This window comes from Pseudomonas sp. RC3H12, from assembly GCF_018596375.1.
Taxonomy (GTDB): domain Bacteria; phylum Pseudomonadota; class Gammaproteobacteria; order Pseudomonadales; family Pseudomonadaceae; genus Aquipseudomonas.
On the sequence record NZ_CP075595.1, the window covers coordinates 4,383,668 to 4,397,391 of the forward strand.

General features: G+C 63.8%; 10 protein-coding genes and 1 tRNA gene. 8 read left to right on the forward strand and 3 right to left on the reverse strand.

Going from position 1 to position 13,724, the window contains the following annotated elements; all coding sequences use genetic code 11:
- Nucleotides 1-61: 61 nt before the first annotated feature.
- A complete protein-coding gene (locus KHO27_RS20010; RefSeq protein ID WP_111532025.1) occupies nucleotides 62-3,805 on the forward strand; it encodes an EAL domain-containing protein in 3,744 nt (1,247 codons plus the stop codon).
- 17 nt (nucleotides 3,806-3,822) lie between these two features.
- Nucleotides 3,823-3,899: transfer RNA gene (locus KHO27_RS20015), tRNA-Ile, on the forward strand.
- Between the two features lie 181 nt (nucleotides 3,900-4,080).
- Here the strand turns inward: KHO27_RS20015 and prfH are convergent.
- Both prfH and KHO27_RS20025 read right to left on the reverse strand, forming a co-directional pair.
- Complete coding sequence (prfH, locus tag KHO27_RS20020) at nucleotides 4,081-4,701, reverse strand: peptide chain release factor H (protein WP_110697542.1); 621 nt, start codon at nucleotides 4,699-4,701, stop codon at nucleotides 4,081-4,083.
- A complete protein-coding gene (locus KHO27_RS20025; RefSeq protein ID WP_110697459.1) occupies nucleotides 4,701-5,837 on the reverse strand; it encodes an RNA ligase RtcB family protein in 1,137 nt (378 codons plus the stop codon). The genes prfH and KHO27_RS20025 overlap by 1 nt, the downstream gene beginning before the upstream one ends.
- Nucleotides 5,838-6,287: 450 nt before the next feature.
- On the opposite strand from KHO27_RS20025, the gene KHO27_RS20030 reads away from it, so the two are divergent.
- Nucleotides 6,288-6,659 carry a hypothetical protein gene (locus KHO27_RS20030; RefSeq protein WP_111532023.1) on the forward strand — a complete coding sequence of 124 codons (372 nt, stop codon included), beginning with the start codon at nucleotides 6,288-6,290 and terminating at the stop codon, nucleotides 6,657-6,659.
- A gap of 54 nt (nucleotides 6,660-6,713) precedes the next feature.
- Here the strand turns inward: KHO27_RS20030 and KHO27_RS20035 are convergent, their stop codons facing one another.
- Complete coding sequence (locus tag KHO27_RS20035; protein WP_111532022.1) at nucleotides 6,714-7,409, reverse strand: CatB-related O-acetyltransferase; 696 nt, start codon at nucleotides 7,407-7,409, stop codon at nucleotides 6,714-6,716.
- 146 nt (nucleotides 7,410-7,555) lie between these two features.
- On the opposite strand from KHO27_RS20035, the gene KHO27_RS20040 reads away from it, so the two are divergent.
- The 5 genes from KHO27_RS20040 (at nucleotide 7,556) to pqqF (ending at nucleotide 13,581) form a co-directional block, all read left to right on the forward strand.
- A complete protein-coding gene (locus KHO27_RS20040) occupies nucleotides 7,556-8,017 on the forward strand; it encodes an Lrp/AsnC family transcriptional regulator (protein WP_094011516.1) in 462 nt (153 codons plus the stop codon).
- Between the two features lie 239 nt (nucleotides 8,018-8,256).
- Nucleotides 8,257-8,571 carry a helix-turn-helix domain-containing protein gene (locus tag KHO27_RS20045; protein ID WP_023630006.1) on the forward strand — a complete coding sequence of 105 codons (315 nt, stop codon included), beginning with the start codon at nucleotides 8,257-8,259 and terminating at the stop codon, nucleotides 8,569-8,571.
- 160 nt (nucleotides 8,572-8,731) lie between these two features.
- Nucleotides 8,732-10,414: a flavin monoamine oxidase family protein gene (locus KHO27_RS20050; RefSeq protein ID WP_214500674.1), complete on the forward strand. Its 1,683-nt coding sequence runs from the start codon at nucleotides 8,732-8,734 to the stop codon at nucleotides 10,412-10,414.
- A 16-nt stretch (nucleotides 10,415-10,430) separates the two neighbouring features.
- On the forward strand, nucleotides 10,431-11,213 hold the full coding sequence (locus tag KHO27_RS20055) for a carbon-nitrogen hydrolase family protein (protein WP_214500675.1): 783 nt from the start codon (nucleotides 10,431-10,433) through the stop codon (nucleotides 11,211-11,213).
- A gap of 52 nt (nucleotides 11,214-11,265) precedes the next feature.
- Entirely contained in the window at nucleotides 11,266-13,581 is a 2,316-nt protein-coding gene (gene pqqF / locus KHO27_RS20060) for a pyrroloquinoline quinone biosynthesis protein PqqF (protein WP_214500676.1), read from the forward strand.
- The last annotated feature ends 143 nt before the right edge of the window (nucleotides 13,582-13,724 follow it).

The window sequence follows — 13,724 nt, forward strand, 5'->3', positions numbered from 1 at the left end:
CTACCCAGCGGGCGGAATGCCCGTCTACACTCGAATCAGACCCCCTGTTCGAGAGGCCGCTATGCCCATGATGCCGGCCTTCCTGTTGCTGCTCCTGCTCACCTGGAACACAACGGCCGGCGCCCTGACCCTGACCGACGAGGAACAAGCCTGGCTCAGCGCCCACCCGCAGCTGCGCCTGGGCGTCGATGCTTCATGGCCGCCGTTCGAATTCCGCGACCAGGAAGGTCGCTACCAGGGATTGGCCGCCGATTACATCGCCCTGATCCAGGAGCGCCTGGGGATCACCCTCAAGCCGATCGAGCCCAGCAGTTGGACCGAAGTCCTGGCACAGGCACGCAGCAACCGACTCGATCTGCTGCCCGGCATCATGTCCACACCGGAGCGGCAAGGCTATCTGGCCTTCACCCGCCCTTACCTGGACTTCCCTATCGTCATCCTCGCCCACTCCGGCGGCGCCCAACCGCGCAACCTCAAGGACCTTTACGGCCTGAAGATCGCCGTGGTGGAGAACTACGCCCCCCATGAGCTGCTGCGCACCCACCACCCGGACCTCAACCTGGTGGCCATGCCCAATGTCAGTTCCACCTTGCAGGCCTTGGCTACCGACGAGGTGGACGCCGTGGTCGGCGACCTCGCTTCGAGCATCTGGAGCCTGCGCCAGCTCAAGCTCGACGGCTTGTACGTAAGCGGTGAAACGCCGTACCGCTACCAGCTGGCCATGGCCGTGCCGCGGGAACAGAAGATGCTCGTCGGCATCCTCGACAAGGTCATGGCCGACATGAGCAGCAGCGAAGTCAGCCACATTCAGCAGCGCTGGGTGGGCAACGTCGTCGACCAGCGGACTTTCTGGCACGACGTGCTGCTCTACGGCCTGCCAGCCGTGATGGTGCTGATGGCCATCCTGGCAGTGGTGATCCGCATCAACCGCCGTCTGAGTTCGGAGATTTCCCGGCGCATCGCCCTGGAACAGGAACTGCGCAGCAGCGAGTATCATTACCGCGGCCTGGTCGAGAGCCTGTCAGCAGTGGCCTGGGAGGCCGATGCCAACGATTTCAGCTACAGCTATGTGTCGCCGCACGCCGAGGACCTGCTCGGCTACCCGACAGGAGAATGGCTCAAACCGGGATTCTGGCGCAGCATCCTGCACCCGGAAGATGCCCTGTGGGCGCAGGCCTACTGCGACAGCGAAACAGCCGCCGGGCGCGACCACAGCCTCGACTACCGGGTGATCCGCGCCGACGGCCACACCCTATGGGTGCGCAACATCGTCAGCATGATCGAACATGGCCACAAGTCGCTGATGCGCGGATTGATGATCGACATCAGCGAAACCAAGCACACCGAAGATGCCCTGCGCCTGTCCGAGCAGAAGTTCGCTTCGGTGTTCCAGCAGTGCCCGGACATCCTGATCATCGCCCGGCACAGCGACGGCTGCCTGCTGGAGGTAAACGAAGCCTTCGAGGAACTGATCGGCCTGAGCCCGGCGCAAGTGATCGGCCGCACCGCCACCGAGCTCGGCCTGTGGGGCGTTGCCGGTACCGGCCCGGCCCTGCTCGAGCGCCTGCATCGCGGCGGCATCCGCAACCTGGAGATGACCTTTCGCCGCAACAACGGCGAGTTGTTCACCGGTCTGACCTCGGCCGAGACTTTCGACCTCGACGGCATGCCGGCACTGGTTGTGGCGATCCGCGATATCAGCCAGCTGAAGGAAACCCAGCAGCAACTGCAGACCTCCGAGGAGAAGTTCGCCAAGGCCTTCCACGCCTCACCCGATGGCCTGTTGCTGTCACGCCAGAGCGACGGCCTGCTGCTGGAGGTCAACGAAGGCTTCTGCCGCCTCACCGGCTACGACATCAGCCCAACGGTCGACCAGACCTCGCTGGACCTGGGTATCTGGGTCGACCTCAACGAGCGCCAACGCCTGGTCGATCAACTGCAGCGTGACGGTTTCGTGCGCGATTTCAGCTGCCATATCCGCCGCAGCGACGGGCAGATCCGCCTCTGTGAACTGTCCGCCCGGCCACTGCCGATCGGCGGCGTCGACTGTATGCTGACCATCGCCCGCGATATCACCGAACGCCACCTGATGCAGGAGAAGCTGCAACTGGCCGCCACGGTGTTCGAGAACACCGCCGAGGGCGTGCTGATAACCGACACCGACCAGCGCATCAGCGCGGTCAACCGCGCGTTCAGCGAAATCACCGGCTACAGCGAGATCGAAGCCCTCGGCCAGACTCCGCGACTGCTCGCCTCCGGCCAGCACGACAGCGCCTTCTACGTCGCCATGTGGCACCAGTTGACCGCGGAAGGCCACTGGCAGGGCGAGATCTACAACAAACGCAAGAACGGCGAACTCTACCCCGGCTGGCTGACCATCAGCGCCGTGCGCAACCACGAACGCGAGATCACCCACTTCGTCGCCGTTTTCGCCGACATTTCCAGTATCAAGCACGCCCAGGCCAAGCTCGACTACCAAGCCCACCACGACCCGTTGACCGGCCTGCCCAATCGCGCCCTGTTCGAAAGCCGCCTGCAGGCCGCGCTCAGCTGCGCCCAGGTATCCAACCGCCAGGGCGCGGTGCTGTTCCTCGACCTCGACCGCTTCAAGCACATCAACGACAGCCTCGGCCACCCAGTGGGCGACCTGTTGCTCAAGGGCATCGCCCAGCGCCTCAAGGAGCAGGTGCGTGATGTCGACACCGTGGCCCGCCTGGGCGGCGACGAGTTCATCATCCTTTTGCCCGGATTGCACAAGCCCAGCGATGCCAGCGCCATCGCCAACAAGCTGCTGGCCGGCTTCCACGCACCCTTCCAGGCCGGCGAGCACGAGTTCTTCACCAGCGCCAGCATCGGTATCAGCCTTTACCCACAAGACGGCACCGATGTCGCCAACCTGATCCGCAACGCCGACGCCGCCATGTACCGCTCCAAGGCCAAGGGCCGCAACCGGGTAGAGGCCTACACCCGCGAACTGACCACCCAGGCCAGCGAGCGCATCGCCCTGGAACACGAACTGCGCCGCGCCATCGAGCGCAATGAGCTGAGCCTGTGCTACCAGCCCAAGTTCAGCCTAAAGACCCAGAGCCTGGTGGGCGCCGAGGCGCTGATCCGCTGGAGCCACCCGACTTTCGGCGACGTGCCGCCCGAGCAGTTCATTCACCTGGCCGAGGAGAACGGCACCATTCTCCAGCTTGGCGACTGGGTACTGGAGCAGGCCTGCCGGCAGATGCACAGCTGGAAGAAGACCTACCACGCCTTCGGCCCGCTCTCGATCAACCTCGCCGGCGCCCAGCTGCGCCAGCCCAACCTGGCCCGGCGCATCGAGCAACTGCTGCGCAGCTACCAGCTCAAGGCGGGCGACCTGCAACTGGAGATCACCGAAAACTTCATCATGAGCCAGGCCGAGGAGGCGCTGAGCGTGCTGCACCAGCTCAAGCAACTGGGCGTGCAGTTGGCCATCGACGACTTCGGCACCGGCTACTCCTCGCTCAGCTACCTCAAGCGCCTGCCGCTGGACATCCTCAAGATCGACCAGTCGTTCATTCGGGGCCTGCCCGACGACCCCCACGACGCCGCCATCGCCCGCGCCATCATCGCCCTGGGCCGCAGCATGCAACTGACGATCATTGCCGAAGGCGTGGAGAACCAGGCGCAGCAGCGCTTCCTAGCCGCCGAAGGTTGCGAGCAGATCCAGGGCTACATCGTCAGCCTGCCCCTGCCCCCGGACGAATTCGCGGCGACCTTTCTTCGCATAGCACAAACGGATCTTTCGGATGGCACGCTATCTAAACCCTCGTTATAATCCTGCCCACTTGCTGAGGGCCTATAGCTCAGTTGGTTAGAGCAGAGGACTCATAATCCTTTGGTCCACGGTTCGAGTCCGTGTGGGCCCACCATCTTCGAAGCCGCGCATTGCGCGGCTTTTGCGTTTTTGGCGGGATCGCTCAGATACGGAATGCTCATTTGCAATTCGTAAATCCGAGTGCGAGCCGGGTCCTTTCCTCATCCGTTTTTGTGGGGCCGGCATCGCCTACGCCGCCCGGCCTGACTTTTGCTCGACGACTATTCGCACACAATCTACTCGTCAGCCGGCTCGAAGCGCTCGCCACGAAACACCCGACGTGGATTGCCACGCTCGATGCGGTGATGGAACAACCGCCGCTCCGCGCGCAGTTCGCTGTCGACCTGCTCTGCCTGTTGCGCCAGGCGTTGACCGATGAGCAGCAGCGCCAAGCGCTTGTTGGCGTGCTGGCTACGCTCGCTCTGTACCTTGACGCTGACGCCGCTGGCCAGGTGCGTGGCGCGCACTGCCGAGTCGGTGGTGTTGACATGCTGACCACCCGGCCCGGACGAACGCAAGGTCTCGAAGTGGATCTCGCTCGCCAATTCCGGTGCCGGTGGCGCAAACCGTGCGCCCCCAAAAAACCAGTTCTTGCGCGCATGCGCCGGCCGGTACGGACTGCTGCACGTCCATTGCAGCGAGCCCGTCCAGTGATCCGCCAGGCGCTCGGCCTGCTCGCCATCCAGTGCCAGCAACACCGAGCGCAAGGTACCGCGCCGCGGCCCCGGCTCTTGTTCGAGTATCCGTACCGCCACGGCCTGGGCATCCGCTTCGGCCTGCAGCCTGAGCAATGCCTTGGCCACTGCCAGGGCACATTCTTCCGGCCCCTGAGCCGCCGAGAGTTGCAGTAGGATCATCAGCAGCATCCTCCGCGCGTCTTGTAGGTGAGCACCGGTTTCAGTCGTGCCAGCACGCGAACCAACCCCGCTTCACGCAAGGCACCCACCACCGAGTCGATAGCCTTGTAGGCCTCCGGCGCTTCCTCGTAGATCAGCGCCCGGTCGGCGCAGATCACGCGGCTGCCTAGTGCCGTGCGACTCAGTTGCTCGACGCTGTAGCGCGAGGCGAGGCGCTCCTTGCACTCGCTGCGCATCCATTTGCGTCCGGCGCCATGGGCCAGGGACAACAGGCTGCGCTCGTCGGCGATCGGCTGTACCAAGTAGCTGTAGTCGCCGCGCGAACCAGGGATCACCACCGCCCCCTGATCCGAAGGTGTGGCGCCTTTGCGATGCAGCCAACCATCGAGCCCGTCGACCTGCGCTGGCGACACCAGGTTGTGGTTGATGTCGAGCAGTACATCGCCATCGGCACGCAAGCGGTCGAGCATGCGCCGGGCAATCAACTGACGGTTGGCTTCGGCAAAACGCAGCGCGCCGTCGTGCCGGCCCAGGTAATGAGTGCTGGCCTCGCTGCCCGCCTCCAGTCCGTGATGACCGAACAGGTCGACCTGCTCACGCAAGATCGCCTCGCCCAAACCACGTGAGCCGCTGTGCACCAGCAACAGCAGGTGTTTGCGCTCGATGCCCAAGGCTGTCAGGGCAGCATCGTCGTAGTTTTCATCGAGTTGCTGCAGCTCGGCGAAGTGGTTACCACCACCAATGGTGCCTAGAGAGCGCTCGTGCCCCGTGGCAGGCAAACCGAAGCTGGCGACGGCCTCCTGCCACGTCTCGTCGAGCGGCAGGTCGAGGTTGCCAAGGCGTTTCTCCAGCTTGTCCAGATGCAGCTTGGCGGTCGGGATGTCCGTGCGCCACAACGCCATGCCACAGCCGATGTCATTGCCGACCAGCGCCGGGTACAAACGCCCCACGGAAAAGAATGCCGCGCCGACCGGATAGCCACGCCCCGGGTGCAGGTCCGGCATGCCGGCCACCCGATGCATGCCCCTTAGGCGAGCGGTGGTTTCGAGTTGTTGGATCGCTTTTCCTTCGATCCAGGTGTCGTCCGCGGCGACCAATACGGCGCCGTCGGACAAATTGCGAATGCAAGTGCCCATAGTCCAATCCTGATGGGTTGAAACAAAAAGATGTTCGGATTGGCAGGCCAGAGGCCGGGCGTTGCGGTACCGCTAACGAGTAGCGGCGAATGCGATCAAGCCAGGCGCGACCTGCAAAGGGTGATCAACTGTTGCATGATGTACCTCCTTTGCTGTCGGGTGAGAGAAGGCGGGCATCTTAGGTGTGCAATTGCCACCTTGCAATAACCTTGATCACATTTTTACCAGGAGAACAACGTCATGGCCGAAAACCTGACCGCTCCGCGGTACAAAAAACAATACACTGGCGCTACAGTGCCCAGCTTCCCCTGGATTTGTAGCTCGGGTCACTCTGACCAGCGGCAAAGTGCCTTTAGCACACCCGTTCTATTTCGCCATCACTGCCGCGTTTCTAGAATCCCTCCATCGCTTCGGCACCGGGTCGGAGCCCAGTGATCGAGGGAACGTCACATGAACATCCAAGGAACGCTTGGGACCCTGCTCGTTGTACCGATGCTGGCCACGCTCGCAGGTTGCGTGGCACCGGGCTCCTACAACCAGGGCCAGCAGCCCAGTCAGATGGCTGGCGGCAACGCCCCCTGCACGCCCAGTGCGACCGACAACCTGATCTCCACCGGCCGCAGCCTGCTCAGCATCGCCAACTCCGTGCTCGAAACCAAGAACAGCATGAATGGCACTTCAGCCACCTATGACCAACGCATGCAGCTTGCAGAGAACGCGCAGAAGGTCAACAAAGGCAACCAGATGCTCGACAATGTCGAGAGCATGACTGCTGGCCTGAAGTCGCCTTGCACCACGGCGCAGACCAGCGCGTCACGTTAATCAAATCCGATCAGGGCTGCGCAGCAGCCCCGGTCGTAAACGTCTCTCGGCGATTCAAACCGACGCCAGCACCTTGCAGCCACGCCGCGAAATCTCGATCCTCGTGTAACTTGCCTCACCCAGCCCGCTGATCCGGTCAAGGCAGGCGGCAGGGTCCTGCAGCGGCAGCTCCAGCAACTGCCGGGTATCGCGCTCCCACCAGCGCGATGCGAGCAGACGCTCGATCATCGCTTCCGGGTATCGATAACGCACGACCTTGGCTGGAAAGCCCGCCACCACGGCATAGGGCGGCACGTCCCGAGTCACCAGGGCGCGAGTGGCGACAATCGCGCCCGTGCCCACTTCGACGCCCTCCATGATCATCGCACCTTCGCCGATCCACACGTCATGGCCAATGCGCGCCGGCGTGCTCGGCGGCTCGTACTGCCACTGGGTGCCGGTGAACTGGAAAGGGTGGGAGCTCAACCAGTCGGTGGGATGAGCGTATTTTTCCTGGCCAATGACCACCGCGCTGCCAATGGAGCAGTAACGCCCGATCGACTCGACCACCTGCAGCGAGCCGCCGCTGCGGATATAGGTATGAGCCCCGATCGAGACATCCAGGGTGGCGGCGCTGACCGTCACATCGCCAATGCGCACTTCAGCCTCGAGCGCCAGCTTCGCCCGCTTGCCGAACTTGGAAATGCCCGTGCTCACCTTGCAACCGTGTTGGCGAATCCATCGCCGCCAGTACCAGTCCTTGAACTTCATGGGTCAATCACTCCTGCCATGGTCCAGGCTGCCGAGCGGCAGCGGCCCGCTATCGTACCGCCTTGCCAACGTAATGCCAGCCCTGGGCGCCTTGCGCGAATCGGTCGCGCTTGCATAGGCTAGCAGCTCGACAAAAGAGACCTACCATGCCGGCCACCTCCTCCATCACCCTCGACGCCATCGATCGCCAGTTGATCTCCCTGTTGCAGATCAACGCCCGCGAAAGCGTCGCCACGCTCGCCCGCCAACTGGGGATCGCCCGTACCACGGTGAACTCGCGCCTCGAACGCCTGGAACGCAACAAGGTGATCACCGGCTATGGCGTGCGCCTGGGGCAGCGCCTGATCGGCGGCGGCCTGCAGGCGTACGTGGGGATCAAGGCGCAGCCGCGCTCGGGCAAGGACATCGTGCGCCACCTGAGCGCCATGGGGCAGGTCCAGCAGTTATGCGCGGTCAGTGGCGAATTCGACTATGTGGCCTGGCTGCTCAGCGACTCACCGGAGCAGCTGGACCAGTTGCTAGACCTGATCGGCAGCCTCGACGGGGTGGAGAAGACCACCACGTCGATCATCCTCAGCAGCAAGGTGGACCGCGGGCAGCCAGGCTGAGGCCCTCAGGCCTCCATCGCGTCGAGCAGCCCTTCTAGCAGCGCCCGTACCGTTTCCGCCGAATGCAGGGTCGACCAGATCATCGCCCGCCCCGCCTCGGGGGCATGGTGCTGGGCGAGGGATGCATCTCGCCTCAGGACTTGGAAACCCGCCAAGTGAAACAACTTGAAAGTAATGCTCTATACGTAAATCACGTATAGAAGTGGCATTATGGTGCACCTGAAAAGCAGGAGCCACCAATGCCACGCAACATCTTCACTGAACTCACCGAAGGTTTCGACGCCCTTGCCGATGAGCGCGCCGGCAAACTGACCCTGCGTTCCCACAAGGTAGCCTTCGAGGAACTGGCCCCACTGGCCCCCAATGAACTGACCGAGCTGCGCCAGCGCCTGAACATGTCCCGGGCGGTATTTGCCGCGTACCTGCGCACCAACGCCCGCACCCTGGAGAGCTGGGAGCAAGGCCGCTCCAAGCCCAACGCCCAGGCCGTGGCGCTGATCCGGCTGGTGCAGAAGTACCCTGAAACCGTCGAGCACCTGGCATCATTGAGCTGATTCGTCATTTTTTAATAAACATCAATCATCAAGACGAAACAAATCACATAACGACGTCGATTTTCACCTTAATAACGAACACCCCACTTCATAAAATGGCCACCAGGCATTCTCTATACTCAGGCTCCGCCCCCTGCGCAGCCCCTGGCAAGGTCATTACATGAACAAGAAAAACCGCCACCCCGCCGACGGCAAGAAACCCATCACCATCTTCGGCCCGGACTTCCCCTTCGCCTTCGACGACTGGCTGGAGCACCCGGCCGGCCTGGGCAGCATTCCCGAGGCGCGCCATGGCGAAGAGGTGGCGATCGTCGGTGGCGGTATTGCCGGGCTGGTGGCGGCCTACGAGTTGATGAAGCTGGGCCTCAAGCCCGTGGTGTACGAAGCTTCCAAGCTGGGTGGCAGGCTGCGTTCGCAGGTGTTCAACGGCACCGACGGCATCGTCGCCGAACTGGGCGGCATGCGTTTCCCGGTGTCGTCCACCGCCTTCTACCACTACGTCGACAAGCTGGGCCTGGAGACCAAGCCCTTCCCCAACCCGCTGACGCCGGCCTCAGGGAGTACGGTGATCGACCTGGAAGGCCAGACCTACTACGCCGAGAAGTACGCCGACCTGCCGCAGCTGTTCCACGAAGTGGCCGACGCCTGGGCCGACGCCCTGGAGAGCGGCGCGCAGTTCGCCGACATTCAGCAGGCCATTCGCGAGCGCGACGTACCGCGCCTAAAAGACCTGTGGAACAAGCTGGTGCCGCTGTGGGACGACCGCACTTTCTATGACTTCGTCGCCACCTCGCGCTCGTTCGCCAAGCTGAGCTTCCAGCACCGCGAGGTGTTCGGCCAGGTGGGCTTCGGCACCGGCGGCTGGGACTCGGACTTCCCCAACTCGATGCTGGAAATCTTCCGCGTGGTGATGACCAACTGCGACGACCACCAGCACCTGGTGGTCGGCGGCGTCGAGCAGGTGCCACAAGGCATCTGGCGCCATGTACCGGAGCGCTGCGCCCACTGGCCGGCGGGCACCAGCCTCAGTACGCTGCATGGCGGCGCGCCGCGCACCGGGGCCAAGCGCATCGCCCGCGCCAGCGATGGGCGCCTGGCGGTCACCGACAACTACGGTGACGTGCGCCACTACGCTGCTGTGCTCACCACCTGCCAGAGCTGGTTGCTGACCACCCAGATCGACTGCGAAGAGTCGCTGTTCTCGCAGAAAATGTGGATGGCCCTGGACCGCACCCGCTACATGCAGTCGTCGAAGACCTTCGTCATGGTCGATCGCCCGTTCTGGAAGGACAAGGACCCGCAGACCGGCCGCGACCTGATGAGCATGACCCTCACCGACCGCCTGACCCGCGGCACCTACCTGTTCGACAACGGCGACGACAAGCCGGGGGTGATCTGCCTGTCCTACGCCTGGATGAGCGACGCCCTGAAGATGCTGCCGCACCCGACCGAAAAGCGCGTGCAGCTGGCTCTCGACGCGCTGAAGAAGATCTACCCCAAGACCGATATCGCCGGGCATATCATCGGCGATCCGATCACCATCTCGTGGGAGGCCGACCCGCACTTCCTCGGTGCCTTCAAGGGCGCGCTGCCGGGCCACTACCGCTACAACCAGCGCATGTACGCGCACTTCATGCAGGCCGACATGCCCGCCGAGCAGCGCGGCATCTTCATCGCCGGTGACGACGTATCCTGGACCCCGGCCTGGGTCGAAGGCGCGGTGCAGACGTCGCTCAATGCCGTGTGGGGTATCATCAACCACTTCGGTGGCCAGACCCACCCGGACAACCCCGGCCCGGGCGATGTGTTCCACCAGATCGGTCCGATCGCCCTGGCCGACTGAGCGAAGGAGTAGCGCCATGCGCATCGCCCTGTACCAGGGCACGCCAAAGCCATTGGACGTGCCCGGCAACCTCGAGCGCCTGCAGCACCAGGCCCAGCTGGCCGCCGCCCGCGGCGCCCGGTTGCTGGTGTGCCCGGAGATGTTCCTCAGCGGCTACAACATCGGCCTGGACCAGGTGGAACGCCTGGCCGAGGCCGAGGACGGTCCCTCGGCGATGAGCATCGTTGAGATTGCCCAGGCGCACCGCATCGCCATCGTCTATGGCTACCCCGAGCGGGCCGAGGACGGGGCGATCTACAACAGCGTGCAACTGATCGACGCCCATGGCCGCAGCCTGTGCAACTACCGCAAGACCCACCTGTTCGGTGAGCTGGACCGCTCGATGTTCAGCCCGGGCGCCGATCACTTCCCGGTGGTCGAGCTGGACGGCTGGAAGGTCGGTCTGCTGATCTGCTACGACATCGAGTTCCCGGAGAACGCCCGGCGCCTGGCGCTGAACGGCGCAGAGCTGATCCTGGTGCCGACGGCGAACATGGCGCCCTACGACTTCGTCTGCCAGGTGACCGTGCGCTCGCGGGCGCAGGAGAACCAGTGCTACCTGGTATACGCCAACTACCGCGGCAGCGAGGGCGAGATCCAGTATTGCGGGCAGAGCAGCATCATCGGGCCGGACGGCGATGTACTGGCGATGGCCGACCACGAGGAAGGACTGTTGCTGGCAGATCTGCAACGCGAGCGGGTACTGAAAGGGCGGGAAGCGTTTCCCTACTTGGCGGACCTGCGTCGGGACCTGCATTGACAGCCGCAGGGCCATAACAGACAACCCCGGCATTGCGCGCTAGCATGGCGTCATGTCCGACACCATTCGTCACCTCACCCTCGCCAACGGCCTGCACCTGACCCTGCGCCACGCGCCACGCCTCAAGCGCGCGGCCGCAGCGCTGCGGGTGCATGCCGGCAGCCACGACGCACCAGCGCGCTGGCCGGGCCTGGCGCACTTTCTCGAACACCTGTTCTTCCTCGGTAATACGCGTTTTCCGTTGGACGACGGCCTGATGCGCTACGTCCAAAGCCTGGGTGGCCAGGTCAACGCCAGCACCCGCGAGCGCACCACCGACTTCTTCTTCGAAGTGCCGCCCACAGCGCTGGCCGGCGGGCTGGAGCGCCTGTGCCAGATGCTCGCCGAACCGGACTTCGCCCTCGAGCGTCAACGCCGCGAACGCGAGGTGATCCATGCCGAGTTCATCGCCTGGGCGCGCAATCCCGAGGCCCAACGCCAGTTCACCCTGTTGCAATCGGTGTCGGCGCGCCATCCGCTGAGCGCTTTCCATGCCGGCAACCGCTACAGCCTGCCGCTGGAAAGCCCGGCCTTCCAGCAAGGACTGAGACGGTTCCATCAACGCAACTATCAAGGCAAGCAGCTCACCTTGAGCCTGGCCGGCCCGCAGTCGCTGGATGAGCTGACACTATTGGGCAGACAGTACGGCGAGCTGTTCGCCCAGGGTGCGGGCACCGTACGCAACCGGCCGCCCACGTTGCTCGAAGCGCCTTTGCGCCAGCCAACCGCATGGGGTGCCCGTCATGATTGGCTGTTCGCCCATGACAGCGTGCCGGAAGGCGCGGAACAGGCGCTTGAATTGTTACTGGCCCAGCTCACCGACAGCCGGCCTGGCGGTTGGCTGGATGCCTTGCGCAAGCGCGGCTGGCTGCAGGACTGCAAGGCGCAACAACTTTACGCCCATGCCGGGCAGCTGCTCTGGCATGTTCAGTTGCAGCTGGCGGACGAAGCCTGCCTGGCCGAGGCCTGGGCGCTGCTGCATGGCTGGCTGGGTTTTCTACGGCAGCAGGATCCTGGGCAGCTGAACCTGCGCTTCACGCAACTGCAGCAACGCCGGGAGCAAGCTGGTAGCGCGCTCGAACTGGCCCAGCGCGACAGCACCGGGCGGCCGTTCAGCGGCCTGTCGGCCCAAGGCCTGGCCGCCTTCGATGCACTGCTGGCCGACCTGCCATCCACGGCGGCAGGAGACTGGCAGCTCCCTCCCGAAGAAGTACTGCTGGCAGACGCACTGCCAATGATCGGCAGCGTATTGCCAGCCGCGCTCGGTATCGGCGACTGCCTGCCGCCAGCACGCCAGTTCGCGGCGCTGGATCTGCGCTGGCAGGTTTCGTCGCCTCTGCGCCAACGCCTGTGGACCGTTCTCGAACACAGCCTTCGACCGTTGCGCGAGCGTGCCACGCAGGCGGCATTGCACCTGGGCTTCGAGACCTACGGCGAGTACTGGCAGTTGCGCCTGGCGGGGCATCCCCTGGCCGTGATCAACGCCACACAGGAGGCGCTTGCGTTGCTGCGCGCACCTGCCAGACAGCATTGGCACGCGCCAGCAGCAGCCGAAGCACCCTTGATACCGATCCGCGCCTTGCTTAAGGCACTGCCGTACACCTTGCTGATGGGCGCAATGCAACCACTACCGTCCTGCACGCCGGGCCAGCCGCAGCTCGATTCACTCTGGCAGGAGGCCCGGTGGCAGGGGTTGGCACAAGGATTCGACACGGCGCAGCAGGGGGCGCTGGGAACCGTGTTGCAAGGCCTCATGGGCCAGCCTGCGGAGCCTTCAACGCCCCGCCCGATCCAGGGACGCCACTGGCGGCAAATCCAGACTTCCGGCAGCGAGCCCGCACTGTTGCTGTTCTGCCCATTGCCTGCGCATCTGCAGCCCACCGGCCGCCTGCTCGCCCAGCTGTTGCAAGGCCCGGTCTATCAACGTCTGCGCGTCGAGTTGCAGTTGGGTTATGCAGTGTTCAGCGCCTTTCGTCAGATCGAAGGCTACGGTGGGCTCCTGTTCGGCGTGCAATCGCCGCACGCCAGCCACGCGCAGATCCTTGGCCACCTGCTGGAACTGCTGGGTCAAGGCGTCGCGCTGGACGCCGCTACCCGTGCGCAGTTGGCAGACCAGTTCGACGAAACGGCGATGAGCAATGCCGATGTCGTGCAATGGGCCTGGCAGGCACATATGGCGACACATAATCCGGACCTTTCGCGCATGCAGCAGTCTATTCTCAACGTCGAACAAGCTCAGTTGGACGACTTGCTGCAACAACTCATCGACGCTAGGCACGGTTGGCTGTGTCTGGCCAATGCCGCCGCCCCAGACGCAAAATGGCGATAACGCTCGGGAGGATTGTTACCATTTGGGCAAGGGCACATTTCGAATAATTAACCTTTCGGTACAATTTTTTCTTGTAAGATAGCGCAATCTCGGTCAATGGAACCTCTCGTGCCTGAGAGAACCCAATAATGAACCGACCACCT

Excerpts from the sequence above, each read along its gene's own strand:
- KHO27_RS20010 (WP_111532025.1), top strand. The coding sequence starts at position 62 with ATGCCCATGATGCCGGCCTTCCTGTTGCTGCTCCTGCTCACCTGGAAC.
- prfH (WP_110697542.1), bottom strand. The coding sequence starts at position 4,701 with ATGATCCTACTGCAACTCTCGGCGGCTCAGGGGCCGGAAGAATGTGCC.
- KHO27_RS20025 (WP_110697459.1), bottom strand. The coding sequence starts at position 5,837 with ATGGGCACTTGCATTCGCAATTTGTCCGACGGCGCCGTATTGGTCGCC.
- KHO27_RS20030 (WP_111532023.1), top strand. The coding sequence starts at position 6,288 with ATGAACATCCAAGGAACGCTTGGGACCCTGCTCGTTGTACCGATGCTG.
- KHO27_RS20035 (WP_111532022.1), bottom strand. The coding sequence starts at position 7,409 with ATGAAGTTCAAGGACTGGTACTGGCGGCGATGGATTCGCCAACACGGT.
- KHO27_RS20040 (WP_094011516.1), top strand. The coding sequence starts at position 7,556 with ATGCCGGCCACCTCCTCCATCACCCTCGACGCCATCGATCGCCAGTTG.
- KHO27_RS20045 (WP_023630006.1), top strand. The coding sequence starts at position 8,257 with ATGCCACGCAACATCTTCACTGAACTCACCGAAGGTTTCGACGCCCTT.
- KHO27_RS20050 (WP_214500674.1), top strand. The coding sequence starts at position 8,732 with ATGAACAAGAAAAACCGCCACCCCGCCGACGGCAAGAAACCCATCACC.
- KHO27_RS20055 (WP_214500675.1), top strand. The coding sequence starts at position 10,431 with ATGCGCATCGCCCTGTACCAGGGCACGCCAAAGCCATTGGACGTGCCC.
- pqqF (WP_214500676.1), top strand. The coding sequence starts at position 11,266 with ATGTCCGACACCATTCGTCACCTCACCCTCGCCAACGGCCTGCACCTG.